Genomic DNA, 15,371 nt, shown 5'->3' on the forward strand with positions numbered 1-15,371 from the left:
AGAAGAGCTAGAGCAGCCCCTCGCGGCGGGCTGCCGCAATCGCTGCAGTGCGGTTATCAACCCCCAGCTTGGTGTAGATATGCACCAGGTGGGTTTTGACCGTAGCCTGAGAAATAAAAAGGGCCTCAGCCAGCTCTTTATTGGTGGCTCCGGTGGCCAGTAGTTTCAGTAGTTCCATCTCCCGGGCCGATAGGGAAATAGCTGGCCGCTGCATGCGTTCCATCAGGGCCGCAGTGATCTCGGGCGAGAGCGTCCGCTCACCCCGCGCCGTCGCCAGCACCGCCGCCTGCACCTGCTCGGGCGGGGCGTCCTTGAGTAGATAACCCAGGGCTCCGGCCTCGATAGCCGCAACGATATCTCCTTGGGTGTCAAAGGTTGTCAAAATGAGTACCGGCGGCCCGCCCGCAGCCTTGAAAGCGCGGGTTGCTTCGATGCCGCCCATGGGCTTCATCTGAATATCCATGACCACCACATCTAGCGCCGCACCAGCCTGTGCCTGGTCGGCGGCTACGGCGAGCGCAGCTGACCCGTCGGCTGCTTCAGCTACGACTTCGATGCCTTCAAAGCTTTCGAACATGGCGCGCAGGCCGGCGCGGACGACGGGGTGGTCATCAACGAGTAGGGCGCGGACGGTCACTGGGCCTCCTGGGTGGGTAGCGGCTGGTGGGGTGGCTGCTGACTGGTCTGGTTGAGGGGGATCCGGGCTGTGAGCACTGTGCCTTCACCTGGGGTGCTTTCAATGTCTAGGCTACCGCCGATGCGGGTGACTCGCTCGGTGAGGGAAGTGAGCCCGTAGCCGGTTCCGGTGTCGCTGAGGGGGCTGGTTTTGAGGGTGGCAGACCCCAAGGAATGAGGGGTGAATCCCCGGCCGTTGTCGAAGACATCGAGGGTGATGTCGTTTGGCCAGATGCTGAGGGTCAGAGCAGCGCGGCTTGCCTCGGCGTGGGCTGCGACGTTGGCGAGGGCGCCCTGGGCTATGCGCACGAGGGTTGCTGAAACCTCCTCGGGCAGGGCCTTAGCGGTTTCTTCGTCACCTTCAAGAATAAAGGCGCAGGTGAGGGGCTTACCTGCGGCTCTCTGGGCGGTTTCGGTGGAGGCGGCGAGTGCCCTGAGCGCCGAGACCAGGGAATCGTCGAGGGCGGGGGAGGAGAGATCTCGGATAAAGCGGCGGGCTTCGGCCAGGTTGGCGGCGGCAGAGTCCTGGATGACGCGCACCTGGGCGGCTGCGGCGTCCGCCTTTCCCTCTTGGAGGGAGGACGCTGCTGCCCGGGAGACCAGCACGATGGATGAGAGCCCCTGGGCGAGGGTGTCGTGGATTTCGCGGGCTAGGCGCTCGCGTTCTTCGAGCTTACCGGCGCTGTACTGCTGCTGGACGAGTTCTGCCTGCACCGCGCGGAGCTGCTGGGCGAGCTGGTACTGGTGGGCGGCGTCGGCTCGTAGGGCTCGGTAAGTGAAGGAGATGACGATAGCTAGCAGGGCGCCGAGGGTGGGGCCGATGAGGTAGCCGGGGGCTAGGCCTTCTGCCAGCAGGTAGTCGAGGCCGAAACCGGCAGGGCCGACCAGGGGCAGGGCAATGGCCAGGGCGCAGAGGACGAGGGTGGCGGCTACCCCCGCTACAGGGGCGAGCAGGTGCAGGTAGAGGAACATGATGGGGAAGACCACCCAGGTGAAGGAGCTATCGAGCGCCATAAGCCCCAGCCACAGCAGGGTGATGATCAGCAGCCACAGGTAGGCAGGAGTAAAGCGGGCTGCCTGCCGGTAGCGGGCGGACGCACCTGGCCGGGGGAAGAGGTCGGGGAAGGTAGCCGGTAGTCCCCGCCGGTTCTCGTAGACCGTTCCGGCAAGGTAGATGCCCCCGAGTACCAGTGAGAGTACCCCGAGCGCGGCATGACGTACCTGGTAGACGCTACCGATCAGGGCTAGCACCGCACCGAAGCACAGCAAAAAAGCGAACATCACGTGCAGGCTCACTCGCAGAATCTTGAGCACCAGCAGGGTCTGGTGGGAGGACGCTGCGGGTGGGGGAGGGGGCTCGGTCATCATAGAAATTCACTTTACCTTTAGCTGAGGCTGGGCAGGTTTTTTAGGCTGTGTGCAGAGAAAAACCTGCACACGCACCAAGAACCCTGCACAGCTAGCGGGGAGCACATCAACCAAACGGTTGATTCCAGGTTCAACCCTTACCCCGATGTGGGCGGTGCCGGTGGAGGGCTTGAATAGAAGTATCAAGTTCTCCTGCATCTGAAAGGTAGTGCTGTCGTGTTCGTTGGTTGGCGTGACATTCTCTTTGCTAAGGGTCGTTTCACCCTGATTGGGGCGACTGTAGCCCTGATTACCCTGCTGCTGGTCATGCTCACCGGCCTCACCGGTGGTCTGGGCAACCAGAATACCGATGCCCTTGAAAAGATGGGGGCTGACCGCTTTGTCTTCGCCCCGTCAGAAAGCGGTGGCAAGGCGTCCTTCACCGATTCTGCTGTCACTGCCAGCCTGCAGGACGAGTGGCAGGCAGCCGGTGCGAGTGCCACCCCGGTTGGTTTCCTCACCGGCAAGGTGGAGGGTAACGGGGCCGCTTCCATGAGCCTGATTGCCACCCCGGCAGGGTCTGACCTGACTGAGCGCACCGCGCCCCTGATCCAGGGCACTGAGCCCGGTGACGGCCAGATCGCCCTACCCGCCGGTGTCGCTGAAGAGATTGGCGCGACTGTGGGCGATACCGTTACCTTCTCGGGCACCGACGTAACCGTCTCAGGCATCACCGAAGACACCTTCTACTCCCACACCAACGCAGGCTGGGTAACCACCGCTACCTGGCAGAACATCACCCACCAGCGTGAAACCGAAGGGCAGGACGCCGTACTCGGCACCGTCCTGGCCGTAACCGGTAGCGCAGACTACGCAGCCACCGCAGATGCCACCGGAACCCAGGCTTTGACCACCCGCGAGTCCTTCGCAGCCCTGCCCGCCTACTCCTCCGAGAACGGCTCCCTCAAAACCATGCAGGGCTTCCTCTACGGTATCTCTGCCCTGGTGATTATCTCCTTCTTGACCGTCTGGACCATCCAGCGCACCCGCGACATCGCCGTCATGCGCGCCCTGGGCGCCTCCCGTGCCTTCCTCACCAAGGACGCCCTCGCCCAGGCAGCGGTGATTCTCGCCGTCGGTGCCGCCCTCGGTGCCCTGGTGGGCTGGGGGCTCGGCACCCTGGCCGCAGGAGCCGTACCCTTCCAGCTCTCAGCCCTCACCATTGCCGGCCCCGCCGCCGGCATCTGGGCCCTGGGCATGGGCGGCGCCCTCATCGCCCTGCGCCGCGTCGCCACCGTAGACCCCATGATTGCCCTCGGCGGCAACTAGAACAGTCTGCCAAGAGGGATCGGGTGCGCTTTCGCCTGCCGACCCTCTCGGCACTCGCGCCGGGGCGCTCGGCCGATTCACGCCAGCCCCGAGCCAGCAGGCTCCAGCACACCCGCTCCCTCTATCTAAACTCGCTTACCTCCCCTGAAAGAGACCATTCATGACTGACCTCCTCACCCGCCCCCTGGCCGAAGAAACCCTAGCTGCCCCCAGCGTCCTTGAACTGCGCGACATCGTGCTGGACTACCCCGACGGCGTAGACGAGCAGGGAAACCCGCGCACCATGCGCGCCCTAGATCACGTGAACCTCACCGCGAGCCGCGGCGAGTTCATCGCCCTGACCGGCGCCTCCGGCTCGGGTAAGTCCTCCCTGCTATCGGTTGCCGCCGGGCTTATCACCCCCACCGCCGGGGTTCGCCTCATCAACGGCACCGACACCACCGCCTACAAGGACGCCGACCTCGCAGCTCTGCGCCGCACCGACATCGGCATTATCTTCCAGCAGCCCAACCTCATTGCCTCCCTCACCGCCGTCGAGCAGCTAGAACTCACCGCCCGCATCAGCGGCGCCCGCGGAGCAGAACTCAAGGCAGCCCGTGCCACCGCCGCCGACCTGCTCGACATGGTAGGGCTGGGTGACGCCGCCAACCGCCGAGTACACCAACTCTCCGGCGGCCAGCGTCAGCGCGTCAACATCGCCCGCGCCCTCATGGGATCACCCTCCCTGCTCCTGGCAGACGAACCCACCAGCGCCCTCGACGCCGAACGCTCCGCCGCCATCGTCGAGCTCCTGGCCAAGGTCACCGCCGAGTTCAACACCGCAACCCTCATGATTACCCACGACCTCGAACAGGTGCAGCTCACCAACCGGGTCGAGCACATGGTCGACGGCCGTCTAGAGGGGTCACCGGCAGCCTAGGTTTTACTCCGAGAGACAGCCACCCTGCGGGCGGGTAGGCAGGGTAAACTTGAAGAGGTCAAAATAACCTTTACAAGGACACACCCGTGATTAACTTTCACCGCAACGAACGCGCAGCCTCCCTGCCCGCCCGTCTCTCCCGCTCCTGGCTACTGGTCTCTGCCGCCGCAGACGAAGAAACCATCGCCGCAGCCCTCGAATCAGAGGCCGACTCGGTCATCATCGACTTAGAGGACGGCTGCCCCGAAGAGCAGAAGGACGAAGCCCGCGAGCACCTCAAAACCATGCTCAACAGCGGCGCTTCAGCCTGGGTTCGTATCAACGGTATTGAAAGTGACCACTGGGCCAAAGACCTTGAAGCCCTCAACCAGGTCAGTGGGCTCAAGGGCGTCATGCTGGCCATGACCGAGCACCCCGACCACGTCACCCGCACCGCCATGATGCTCCCGGCAGGTACCCCCGTCATCGCCCTGATTGAAACCGCCCTGGGCATGGTGAACGTTGTGCGTATCGCCAAGGCCCCCGGCACCTTCCGCCTGGCCTTCGGCGTGGGCGACTACCGCCGCGACACCGGCGTATCAGATGACCGCATCGCGCTGGCCTTTGCCCGTTCCCAGCTGGTGCTAGCCTCCCGCGTGGGCGGCCTAGCCGGCCCCATCGATGGGCCCTCGGTGGGTAAGTACGGTGGTGACCTCCTCCAGGACTGTGCCATCACCACCAGCCACGGTATGACCGGCAAACTCACCCTCGACCCCGCCCAGGCAGAAACCATCAACGTCGGGCTAGCCCCCAGTGCCGACGAGATTAAGTGGGCTCGAGAACTCCTGCAAAAGAGCGAAGGGGATTCCGTGCCCCAGGACGGCTCCTACCTGCCCCGTCTTGCCCGTGCCCGCAAGGTTTCATCGCTGGCCAAGACCTATGGCCTGTGGCGTAGCTAGAAGAACTCCCAGGTGGCAGCGGTAGGATAGGCAGCGTGAAGAAATATCTTGGTTTTCAAACGCGCAGGACGCCCAGCGGCGGCTTCTCCCGCGGGTTCCTGCTGCTCTTTGCCCTACTCCTTGTGCCCTCACTGGCTCTCTGGGGTTTCTACCGCTGGCTCTTTGCCAATGACACCCACTTGCTGGTGGTACCTTTCTTGGCGGTTATCACCGCCTGGATTTGGGCCTACCTCATCGGGTACGGGGCCGAAAACCACCTGGACGAGGGCTAGCCCGCCCGCGCAGGCTCGGGTGTCGCCAGAAGCGGGCGGACGCGTCCGCACGGGTGGTCTATAGACAACAAAAAATCTCGCGGCCCGCACCTGAACCGGTGCGGGCCGCGAGATTTTGTTGATGGAGCCCCCAGTCGGATTTGAACCGACGACCTTTTCTTTAAGAGCCGTCGGAACGTCATAAAGCGTCACCATCTACGCGCCCTACAAGCTGCCTAGACATCATCACTTAGTATGATTTTGAAACACTTTATGAAGACATGCCCGCCGTAAGCCTGTGGATTCAGTACCAGAAAGCTGCCAACCTAGCCCCTAGAACCATCAAGGCCCGCGCTGAACTAATGCGGACTCTCGAACAGTGGGCAGGCAAGACCGCCCTCGAAGTTACCCAGCTAGACCTCGTACGCTTCATGGCCCGGGACGTCTCACCCGCTACCAGAAGCACTTACGCCACCATCTTCCGCGTCTTTTACAGGTTCGCCACAGACCAAGGCTTTATCGAAAAGTCACCCATGGACGGCGCACCCGTACCTAAGCGCCCAAAGTATGCACCCCGGCCTGTCGAAAACGTCCAGCTTCACCGCGTCCTAGCAGCAGCCACCCGGCGTACTACCCGGGCCATGATTCTACTAGCAGCCCTAGCGGGTCTACGCGTTCACGAGATAGCCAAGATACGCGGGGACGACTTCGATTTAGACCGGGGCACCGTTACGGTTGTCGGCAAGGGCAACAAGCGCTCTGTGATTCCGCTGCATCCCGTCCTTATCGAGCTTGCACGAGAGATGCCGGACGTCGGCTATTGGTTCACACACTGGGAGCGGCCAGATGAGCCCATCAACGCCAAAAGCTGCGGACAAGCAATAAACCGCGCCATGCAACGGGCAGGGGTGGACGCCACGGCCCACCAGCTGCGCCACTGGTACGGGACGGCCTTACTTGAGAACGGCGCTGACCTGCGAACGGTACAAGAGCTGATGCGCCACGAGTCCCTAGCGACTACCCAGATTTACACGCGGGTGACGTCGGAGCGTCGCCGTGACGCTATCCACGCCTTGCAGCTTCCGGCCTAAACCTTTAATCGAACCTTAAACTAAAGCGCCCCTCAACCCTTAATTAAAAGTTGAGGGGCGCTTCTGCCCAAAATAAAGGAGGGGGAGGGCGAGGGAGCTACCCCCGCCCTCTTATCTCTAGTCCTTATCTCCCAGCAACTTCAGCAGCTTCTCGACGATACCCAAAAGGCTATCGACAATAGCCACCACAGCAGCTAGAATCAGAACTAGATTTAGAAGCGTAGCGAGCACTTCTAAACCTCCTTTATTTTTTTATGGACGCGCCCGGCAAGCACCGGGCGCGTCTTTTATGCTACCAGCACCTAAGCGCCAAAGGTACGCAAAAGCGGGTCAAGAATAGCCAGTGTCAGGGCGCCTAGTGCAGTGCGCTGTAGCCAGCGCTGGGCGTCCTGAAGCTCTTTCACATCTGCCTCAAGCGCTGCCAGCTCTGCCCGGTGCACCCCTTCCCTCTTCATCTCGGAGAGGTCTTTCTCGATGCGCTGCATGCCTCGGTAGACCTCAGCTAGGGTAACTTCCGTTTCCATTTTCACCCCCTACAGGCGGTAGGGGAGTGGTGGGGGAGGGGCTACGCGGGGGTGCCAGGTAGCCACCCAGGACGCCCCCGGCGATACCCAGCAGCCCGGATAGCGCCTGAACGCCGGTATCGTCCAGCCACCGGGTTAGGGCGAAAAACTGGACTAGCAAAATGGCTGCGTAGGTGCCAGCAGCTACACCGGTGGCGCTGCCTACCGTCACCGGCCCTACAACCTTTTTCGGCTGCATCGGCTAGTCCCAAATCTTGAGCACGGTACCAACATTCAGGGCCACGCCCGGGTTACGAGACTGAACCGCTCCACGGCTGTAGCCGTAGTATGCATCAATCTTCTCCCAGGTATCGCCGGGCTCCACAGTCCAGCGCAGGGGGCCGGGGATGTAGACGCGCTGCCCGACGTTGATGACGTTCGCGTTCACGATGTCGTTATACTTGGCAATGCGGTTGATGGTGGCCTCAGATGCTTCGCCGTAATAGTACATCGCAATCTTGTGGAGGGTATCGCCTGCATCTACGCGCCAGTAGGGGCCGTCATTTTTAGCAGCGGTAAAGGAGCCGGGTACTTCCACGGTGCCCACGTTGGTGGAGCCGGTAGGAGCAGCCGGCGGGCGGTAGAAGTAGACCACGGGCTTACCGTTAGCTACCCAAATCTGGTCGTGGTTATTGATGGTGATGCCGTTGTAACCAAAGCTGCAGTGGATCATGTTTTCAGAATCCAGCATGATAACGATGTGCCCAAACGCGCCACCGGAGGCGCCGCGCGGGCCCCAGATTCCGACGTCGCCGCGCTTGACATCGTACCCGCCCTGGGCGTTCTGAGGTACGCGAGTCCAGCCCATCTTTTCAAAGTCGGCGTGGAGGGAGTCGGTGTTATCGGGGCCGTCCTCGGGCCACAGACCGGCGAAGGTAAAGGCTGCATCTACTGCGCTGGAGCAGTCGTAGGAGTGCGGGCCATAGCGGTAGGCCATGGAGTAGGTGACGGGCGCGGGCCCGCCCTTTCGGCGCTCGTACATCCAGTTGATGGCGGTTTCCATCTTTTGGGGGGTGTAGGTCATTGTGTTTTCTTCTTTCTTTTGCTGGGATAAACCAGCACGCAAAACTAGGGGGGGGTTAGACGATGCCAAAGAGGTTCTTGGCATCGGAGGTAGCTGCCTGAATTTCGGTGTCACTCAGGGCGCGGGGCCAGACTTTGAGCAGGCCGTAGTCTTCGCGCACTGTGGAGCTGTATACATTGGTGCCTAGGCCGTAGAGGACGCCGCTACCGGGTTGGAGAGAGAGGGGGGCCCCGGCGCTAGTGCCATTGATCCAGGCGCTTACGGCCCCGGCTTCTAGGCGCAGGGCGTAGACGGCCAGCCCCACCGGGGGAGCCACTGAGTAAGTGCCAGTGGTAGCCCCTGCTACGGTCAGGCGGGAGGTTCCACCGCCGCCGATAGTCCAGCCGGGCACACGCACCTGTGCGGATTTGTTGGCTACCAGGGAGGCGACGATAAGGACGGTGCAGGCCCCGGGCGGGGTGGCGCCGGTGGCGGTCATGGCGGCGCTGCCCTGAGGGATGGAGACCACCGGGGCAGTGCCGTCGGTGAAGCTGTTTCCGGCGCCGGTGGTGGCCAGGTTGCGGCCACCAATCATATCCGGCAGGGTCTTCACATCGGTTGCGTTGCCCCCGCGTAGGGTGTGGGCTAGCCAGAGGTTTGACCCATCGAGCGGGCCGATGTTCGGGGGTGTCCAGACCGCTGCGGGGTCAAGAACCGGCGCCCCGGTAGGGATGCCCTTAGCTAGATACTGTGCCATTTAATTTCCAATCTTTGTGTAGTTCCAACGAGTCATAGTCACAACTTCGATTTCACCGGCGTCACGGCGGGCTTTGAGCCGGTCAAGGAAGCCCTCAACCCCGGCGCGGGTCATGCGCTGCGCGGCCCCGCCGCCCTCGATGTAGCAGGCGTGTAGGCCCAGGATGACGCCGCCACCGTTGGCCACGGCTTTATCAATGAGCTTTTCGCCAATGCCCCCGGCTGACACACCGGCGTCGCTAGGGAAGTCAAGCCATTGACGGCCTGCGTTCATGCGGGGGGAGCCGTCCAACGGGTGGACGAAGTCGCCTATCACGGGGTTGTTCATGGTGCCGGTGGCCCAGGCGTGGCCGTAATTTACCCAGCGGTCATAGGCGGTGCCTACCAGGGCAAGCTCGCCCTTAGTGCCAATGAGGGGCGCGGTTTTATACTGGACGCCCTCAGGGAAGTCGCAGCCGGGCGGGATGAAGCCTAGGACGTCTTGGCCGGTCTCAGCACGGAGGCGGTCGCGGGAGCCTATGATCTCGGCTTTCATCTGGGCTACGCTGGTCACGTCGGCATGGGTCGCCCCGTGATTGCAGATTTCCACCCCGTCGGCGGTGGCCATAGCTTTCACATCTGCCCAGCTCTTACCGGCGCTAAACCCCGCGTAGGAGTAGCCAGGGTCAAAAGTGTTTCCGTTCAGTGCCCAGCTCCAGGGCAGGGCGCGGGATTTCATCATGGGTGCGAAAATATCCAAGGTGGCAGCCGGGTAGTCATCTGCCACGATGGCCACCAGGGCCTTAGCGGTGGTGCGCCGTGGCGCTGCCACTACCCGGCGGGCGCGGGCGCGTAGTAGCTCGCGCTGGGCTACATCGGGCAGGGTTTCCACCTGGCTCTCGACATACTCGGACGACACCCCGCCACCTACAGGACGGCCCCTATAGTTGGTGCCTACCTCGAAAGTACCGTCGCTGGGCGCGTTGATGACCTGGAGCAGGCGTTCATCACCTGCTGCGGGTACTCCCAGGGTGCCCAGGGCGTCGCCCAGGGTCTCACCTGAGAGCATAGGGGTGCTGCGGTAGTTCGAGCCCAGGGTATAAATGCCCGGTTCTGCTGCGTTAATAGGCACCATAGCCCGCTCGTCAAGGGCAGTGTTCAAGGCGCTGATAGCGTTTAGAGCCTGCTCTTCACGGGTGTAAGAGGTTTCGGCGTTGGTGGTAATAGCTGCTGCACCTTTGCGGATGTAGTCGCTTTCTAGGGGCTTGATGTAGGTATCGGTCATAGCTCATTCCAAAGTTCTGTGTAGTCGCTCCATCTCATTTCCCCTGCTGCTTCCCAGGTCTGAGGCTTCGGCCAGATTTCTTCCATCCTGTCGCCTAGGATGTACTCAGAGGGCCACAGGGATAGCTCTAGGCGCCAGGCGTCGGGGGTGATAGTCTCGCGGATCTGTTTGGCGATATACATGCCCCTTAGGTACGGCTGCCAGTCACCTGAGAAAAACACGGGGTCGTCCTGCTGTAGGGCCAGCAGGTAGCCCGCTTGGTGGCGGTGATGCTCTGAGGGTGAGGTCAAAAGGTACAGCAGGTCAACGGTGATTGATTCTGGCCGCATGGTCACGTAGAGGGTTCGGTACTCATAGGCCGTGGCGTACTGGCTAATCTGCTCGGTTTCTCGGCGGACATAAGACCAGTCCACTTCCTCCACCGTGAGAAAGGAGTTATCTGCACGGGGGGTGAACGTTATGTAGCCCTGGGAGCCGTCGGCCTTGGTGGTGAGGATGCGCCTGGTGACGTTCCACATGTCCAAGGTCTGGGAGTGGGTGGCCGGTGAGATAGCTGCGGAGCGGGTCAGGTGTGGGGCGGTCTTAGCAATCTGCGTGATAGCGTCTTTACGCGCCTGGATGCTCCACACCTGAATTTGACGTACCCCGGGCACCTCGCGTATCTGTAGCCCTAGGTCTGTTCCGTAGCGGGTGGCTACGGCCTCGAAGGTGCGCTTTTCATCGCTTGGTGTGTTATTGACGATGGCGTCAAAAGTACCGTGCGTGGTGGCTGTTAAGATCCCTGACACATTCTGAAAATTGGCGGCGCGGGCTACCACTATGCCGGTCTTCATCCCACCGGAGATGAATGGGTCGTAGTTGGATTTCTTCATCATGGCTATCCAGCCAGATGAGGCGATGGTGGTCTGCTTGCGAGTGGGGGAGCGGTCAGTTACAGAGACGATACCTGTGCGGCCCCAGAATCTTTCCTGAATGGCGGAGGCTGTGATGTTCCCGGCCATCTTGGCTACCAGGTCAGCCCCGTAGGCGGTCAGGTTGACGCGGGCACGGGCGCCCACCACATCCGTTACTTCACCCTTGAGCACATACTCGCAAGTATTGACCGCAAGTTCTGGCTCGGGGGAGTCTGACCCCCGGGTGATAGTGATGGAATGAATCTGGTCATCATGGTAGGTGCCCGTTGACGAGTTATAGGCCTGAAAGAGCGGCTGGGAGGGCTTGAGCTTGCGGTACAGGCGTGAATCGCCGGTAGTGGCCATTTAGATTCCTCCCATCAGGATTTGCTTTTCTCGTAGTAGACGTTCAATTTCGGTGGCGATGGCCACCCGGTCACCAATGACCCCGTTGAGGTTGATGGTGATAGAGGGGGCAGCGGTGCCGGTGCCGGGGGTGCTGGCCTGTGCCCGGGCGCTGGTTGGCTCAACAGTGGGGGTGCGGTAGCGAACATCAGGGGTGGTTAGCTGGATGCCTGCCCCTGCTGCGGTGAGCCGGGTGGCCATGGTCTCTACCGCGCGGACGGCCTTGGGGGCCATTTGCTGAACGCCGATGGCTAGACCCTCGGAGGTGAACCTACCGATGGAGCGGAAGACGCGCGAGGGTGATTTGATGCCTAGCAGTTTCTTGGCGCCGTCGATGGCGTCGCCCACGGTGTCTTTGACGGCCTGCACGGCTTTACCGGCTGCGCCCTTGATACCTGAGACCAGGCCGTCGATGATTTGGGAGCCCATGGTCTGCATCTTGGCTCCCCAGTCAGAGAGGGCCGAGCTGACTTTGCCGGGTAGTTCGCGGAAGAAGTTCACGACGTTATCTACCCCGCGTAGAATCGCGTCGCCTAGGGCTACCATGCCCTCAGTGCCAGCAGAGACGATGTAGTTAAAGAGGCGCCCGGCTATGTCGATGACGCTGGTGAGCAGGTTGCCGAAAAGCTCGATGATACGGAAGGTGGTAGACCAGACCAGCTCACCGATGAATTGCAAGCCGCCGATGAAAACGGACTTAATCAGCTCAAGGCCGGAGGTGACTGCGTTGCCGAGGAATGACCACATCTCGCCCCAGTCGCCGCGTAGAGCAGCGGTTAGGGCCTTGAAGATATTGGTAATCAGACCAGCAGCAGAGGAAATGATGGAGCCCAGCCATGTCATAGCAGAACCGGCGACATCAGCCAGCCAGGAAAAGACCGGGCCCAGCACGCCGCCGATGAACTGGGCTACCGGGGCGAGGGCGGTGAGCACGGCCCCGCCAAATTCCACGATGGCGGTGAACATGGGGGTAAGGGCGTTCATCACGGTGCCCAGCAGGTTCATGAAAGAAGCCCCCAGTGATTGCAGGGCAGGCATCACGGCCCCGATAATGGGCTGTATCAGCCCGATAAAGGCCGCGCCCAGGTTGACCAGGGCAGCGCGGAAGGGCTCAGAGGTAGCTAGGGCGTAGACCAGGCCAGCGGCCAGGGTAGCAATACCGGCGCCGATGGCTAGCACCGGGGCCAGGGTTGCGGTGAGGGAGAGCCCTAGGGCGCTAAAAATAGCTGAGAGGGTGCCGATGCCGGTGAGCACAGGGGTAACGGCAGCGGTGACCGCGCCCCATGCGGTGATAAGGGTACCAATGAAGCCAACAATATTGATAACGACGGGCACCAAGGCAGCTATCACGCCGGTGATAGCCAGAATGGCAGCAGCGAGAGCCGGGTTAGCCTGTACCCACCCGGCGATAGCTGAGACCACGGCGGTAATGGGCGGGGCGATAGCGGTAATGATTGAGGCCAGCAACGGGAGCACGCCGGAGGCTAGCCCGCCAAAGAGGTCAAGGGCTGCACCCAGCAGCGGGGCCAGGCTCTCGAAGATACCGGCGATGGCGGTTATGCCGGTATTGATGCCCTCAAAAGCTGAGATCAGACCACCGGCCACAGCGGGGTGTGACAGGACGGCGGCGACACCCTCAAGGATGGCACCAAAAGCACCAGAGGCTAGAGGCAGGATAGCGGCAATGGTGGGGGCAAGGGTAATAAAAGCGTTGCCCAGAGCAGTCATGCCCGGGCCCAACAAGCCCACGGCCTCATTCGCTGCGCTAAAGACCTGCACCAAGGCACCCTGAAAAGCTGCGCCGTTTACTGCTGCGTTGATGGCTTCAAGACCACCAGCAAAACCGGCCAGGCCAGTGCCCCCGGCCTCGTTAGCAGCGCGGGTAAGCCCGGCAAAAATGCCGGTGATAGAAACGATGGAGTCCCACAGCAAGCCCAGATTGGTCAAGCCGGTATTAATCCATCTCCACATGTTGCCGTTGGCGGTGGAGGTCTGTACCCAGTTTTCAAAGGCCCAGCTGATTTCATTGAACCAGCCAGCGAAAGAGGGCAGGTAAGTGGAGCCCACCGCCACCAGGCCCAACAGACCGTTGACCAGGGAGCCAACGCCGTCGCCCATGATGTCCAGGGCGGTGCCGGTGTTCTCAATGGTGGTGGTGATAGCGTTGAGGCCCTCAGAGCTTGAAAGCACTGAGGATATGGCGACGGCCCAGCCTGCAAGCTGGCTAGCAATATTGGCTAGCCCGCCCTCGACGGCGGGAATGAGAGTGGTGACCATGCCCCTAATGGGCTCAGCTGCACGTTCCCAGAAGCTCACAGAGATGGAATCTTGCAGGGAGCTAAAGAGCGGGGCGAGGTCACCTAGGTATGTCCCGGCGTCCTTGAGCGCGGCAGCCAGCACGCCACCGGCCAGGGCGATAGCGCCCATAGCCCCGGGCAGCAGCAGGGCTACCGGCACAATGGAGGCAAGGGCGCCACCAAGGGAGAGGATGGAGCCTACCGAGGATAGAGCAACGGCGGCCAGGGAGGTGAAGACGGTGGCCATGAAAGAAAGCCGGGTGGTGCTGGTGAAGATGCCCGCGGTTACGCCCTGGATGGACGCGGCGGCTCGCTGCAGGCCCGCTACTGCTGCGCTGGTCTTCTTCATATGCATGACCGCGCTGCGCGAGTCGCCCACAATACGCACCGATAGAATGGCTGACTTAGCCACTGCTCTTACCTAGCTTTCTTCATCTTCCTCAAGCGCTATCTCAAGCGCGGTTGCTATTACATAGCCGGGTTCCTGCTCCCAGACGCTATAGGGGATGCCGGTTCTCATAGCCAGGGCTACGAGATTCCGGCCCATTTCCCCTACTTGGTAGGGAAATCCTCGTCACCCTCAGTCAGGTCTTCCTCGCCCTGCTCTTCGAGCCATTCACAGCGATCCTCGAACTCTTCAAAGGGGAAGTCGTAGACGCCGTCAATCTGGGTCAGGGCGTACCAGGCCATAAAGGCCATGGCCTGATCGGGAGCTTCCTGGGCGGTAGGCCAGCGGCGGGCACGTGCAGTGCGCCCATACTGAAGCTGGGCCTTGAGGGGGAGCTTGATGGAGTGTTCTGCGCCATCGGTCATGAGCAGATTGATACGGGGGGCTTTAAGTGCCATGAGTTATTTACCTTTGATTTGAGCTACAACGAGCTGCATGTGGATTTCGTACTGTGGTACCCACACCGGTTCTGTTGCTTTCGCGGTGGTGGTGAGCCAGGGCTGGGCCTTGATGTTGCGTGCTGGCCAGCCCCAGTGAATGGGGCCTGCGTAGGGTACGCGCTTGAAGCCTGCGCGGACGATACCGGCCCGGGCGGTTCCTGCTGCACGAATGGTGCTTTTGAGTTTTCCGCTGCGGACGGGGGCGGTTGATTTTGAGAATGAGGCGACGGTGGCGGCGGCCTCTTTGTTGACCTTTTTGAAGTCGGCTATGTCGTAGCCGGCTTTTTTCAGGGTCGCGCGTAGTCGCCGCGCACCGTCAATCTCTACGGCCATTAGCCTGCGTAGTCAGGGGTGATGTCGGGACGTCCGATTACGGGCAGCTCCATCTCAGAGGAGTTGGTCTTCTTGACTTCGCCGCCGAGCTTGCTTGCTCGAATGCGTACCTTGCCCTTGGCTTGCAGGGCGCCTTCCTTGTTCGGGACGAAGGTGAAGGGCAGCGTCTTACCGGCGTTCTGGTAAAGCCAGTAGTTCAAGGATTCTGCGGTGTAGTCCTGGAGCAGGTCGAACTTGAGCGTCCACTTCTCAGTTTCATCGCCGCCGTAATCTTCGCCGGAGAGGACGGAAACGTCATCGTCCTTGTCGTATTCTGGTTCAAGTTCGGTTTTGGTGGTCATGGCGCCGAACTCTTGGGGGGAGCCGGTTTCGCCAATGGTGAGCAGGCCGGGGCCTAGTTTCTGAAGTTCTGCCATGGT

The 15,371-nt window shown here is 61.5% G+C and carries 18 protein-coding genes; 5 read left to right on the forward strand and 13 right to left on the reverse strand.

The window, feature by feature from the left end; genetic code table 11:
* Positions 1-7: 7 nt before the first annotated feature.
* Both ACRCJM_RS04800 and ACRCJM_RS04805 read right to left on the reverse strand, forming a co-directional pair.
* Positions 8-637, reverse strand: coding sequence for a response regulator (locus ACRCJM_RS04800; RefSeq protein ID WP_431464003.1), 630 nt, complete (start codon positions 635-637; stop codon positions 8-10).
* Positions 634-2,043 (reverse strand): sensor histidine kinase, encoded by a 1,410-nt coding sequence (locus tag ACRCJM_RS04805; protein WP_431464004.1) that lies wholly within the window; start codon positions 2,041-2,043, stop codon positions 634-636. The genes ACRCJM_RS04800 and ACRCJM_RS04805 overlap by 4 nt, the downstream gene beginning before the upstream one ends.
* 216 nt (positions 2,044-2,259) lie before the next feature.
* Here ACRCJM_RS04805 and ACRCJM_RS04810 point away from each other — a divergent pair, with 216 nt between their 5' ends.
* The 5 genes from ACRCJM_RS04810 to ACRCJM_RS04830 all read left to right on the forward strand — a co-directional run bounded on the left by ACRCJM_RS04810 (position 2,260) and on the right by ACRCJM_RS04830 (position 6,550).
* Positions 2,260-3,351 carry an ABC transporter permease gene (locus ACRCJM_RS04810; protein ID WP_431464005.1) on the forward strand — a complete coding sequence of 364 codons (1,092 nt, stop codon included), beginning with the start codon at positions 2,260-2,262 and terminating at the stop codon, positions 3,349-3,351.
* 160 nt (positions 3,352-3,511) lie between these two features.
* Positions 3,512-4,270: an ABC transporter ATP-binding protein gene (locus ACRCJM_RS04815; RefSeq protein WP_431464006.1), complete on the forward strand. Its 759-nt coding sequence runs from the start codon at positions 3,512-3,514 to the stop codon at positions 4,268-4,270.
* A gap of 86 nt (positions 4,271-4,356) precedes the next feature.
* Positions 4,357-5,208 carry an HpcH/HpaI aldolase/citrate lyase family protein gene (locus tag ACRCJM_RS04820; RefSeq protein WP_431464007.1) on the forward strand — a complete coding sequence of 284 codons (852 nt, stop codon included), beginning with the start codon at positions 4,357-4,359 and terminating at the stop codon, positions 5,206-5,208.
* Between the two features lie 35 nt (positions 5,209-5,243).
* Positions 5,244-5,480: a hypothetical protein gene (locus ACRCJM_RS04825; RefSeq protein ID WP_237205643.1), complete on the forward strand. Its 237-nt coding sequence runs from the start codon at positions 5,244-5,246 to the stop codon at positions 5,478-5,480.
* A 260-nt stretch (positions 5,481-5,740) separates the two neighbouring features.
* Positions 5,741-6,550 (forward strand): tyrosine-type recombinase/integrase, encoded by an 810-nt coding sequence (locus ACRCJM_RS04830; protein ID WP_431464008.1) that lies wholly within the window; start codon positions 5,741-5,743, stop codon positions 6,548-6,550.
* Between the two features lie 302 nt (positions 6,551-6,852).
* On the opposite strand, the gene ACRCJM_RS04835 is transcribed toward ACRCJM_RS04830, so the two are convergent.
* Genes ACRCJM_RS04835 through ACRCJM_RS04885 form a run of 11 tightly spaced genes read right to left on the reverse strand, consistent with a single transcriptional unit; the run spans position 6,853 to position 15,368 of the window.
* Entirely contained in the window at positions 6,853-7,074 is a 222-nt protein-coding gene (locus ACRCJM_RS04835) for a hypothetical protein (RefSeq protein ID WP_431464009.1), read from the reverse strand.
* Entirely contained in the window at positions 7,049-7,312 is a 264-nt protein-coding gene (locus ACRCJM_RS04840; protein ID WP_431464010.1) for a hypothetical protein, read from the reverse strand. The genes ACRCJM_RS04835 and ACRCJM_RS04840 overlap by 26 nt, the downstream gene beginning before the upstream one ends.
* Positions 7,313-7,315: 3 nt before the next feature.
* Positions 7,316-8,137, reverse strand: coding sequence for a peptidoglycan amidohydrolase family protein (locus tag ACRCJM_RS04845; protein ID WP_431464011.1), 822 nt, complete (start codon positions 8,135-8,137; stop codon positions 7,316-7,318).
* 55 nt (positions 8,138-8,192) lie between these two features.
* Entirely contained in the window at positions 8,193-8,873 is a 681-nt protein-coding gene (locus ACRCJM_RS04850; RefSeq protein ID WP_431464012.1) for a hypothetical protein, read from the reverse strand.
* The gene (locus ACRCJM_RS04855) at positions 8,874-10,136 is read right to left on the reverse strand and encodes a polysaccharide deacetylase family protein (RefSeq protein ID WP_431464013.1); all 1,263 of its coding nucleotides are present in this window, start codon (positions 10,134-10,136) and stop codon (positions 8,874-8,876) included.
* The gene (locus ACRCJM_RS04860; protein ID WP_431464014.1) at positions 10,133-11,395 is read right to left on the reverse strand and encodes a hypothetical protein; all 1,263 of its coding nucleotides are present in this window, start codon (positions 11,393-11,395) and stop codon (positions 10,133-10,135) included. Before ACRCJM_RS04860 ends, ACRCJM_RS04855 begins: the two co-directional genes overlap by 4 nt.
* Positions 11,396-14,143, reverse strand: a complete 2,748-nt coding sequence (locus tag ACRCJM_RS04865; protein ID WP_431464015.1) for a phage tail protein — start codon at positions 14,141-14,143, stop codon at positions 11,396-11,398. It abuts the gene before it with no gap.
* 9 nt (positions 14,144-14,152) lie between these two features.
* Positions 14,153-14,278 carry a hypothetical protein gene (locus tag ACRCJM_RS04870; protein ID WP_431464016.1) on the reverse strand — a complete coding sequence of 42 codons (126 nt, stop codon included), beginning with the start codon at positions 14,276-14,278 and terminating at the stop codon, positions 14,153-14,155.
* Between the two features lie 5 nt (positions 14,279-14,283).
* A complete protein-coding gene (locus ACRCJM_RS04875; protein ID WP_431464017.1) occupies positions 14,284-14,577 on the reverse strand; it encodes a hypothetical protein in 294 nt (97 codons plus the stop codon).
* Between the two features lie 3 nt (positions 14,578-14,580).
* Positions 14,581-14,952, reverse strand: a complete 372-nt coding sequence (locus ACRCJM_RS04880) for a hypothetical protein (RefSeq protein ID WP_431464018.1) — start codon at positions 14,950-14,952, stop codon at positions 14,581-14,583.
* Positions 14,952-15,368 carry a hypothetical protein gene (locus ACRCJM_RS04885; RefSeq protein WP_431464019.1) on the reverse strand — a complete coding sequence of 139 codons (417 nt, stop codon included), beginning with the start codon at positions 15,366-15,368 and terminating at the stop codon, positions 14,952-14,954. The genes ACRCJM_RS04880 and ACRCJM_RS04885 overlap by 1 nt, the downstream gene beginning before the upstream one ends.
* Positions 15,369-15,371 lie beyond the last annotated feature (3 nt).

The sequence above is a fragment of the Rothia sp. L_38 genome, assembly GCF_050689125.1.
Taxonomy (GTDB): domain Bacteria; phylum Actinomycetota; class Actinomycetes; order Actinomycetales; family Micrococcaceae; genus Rothia.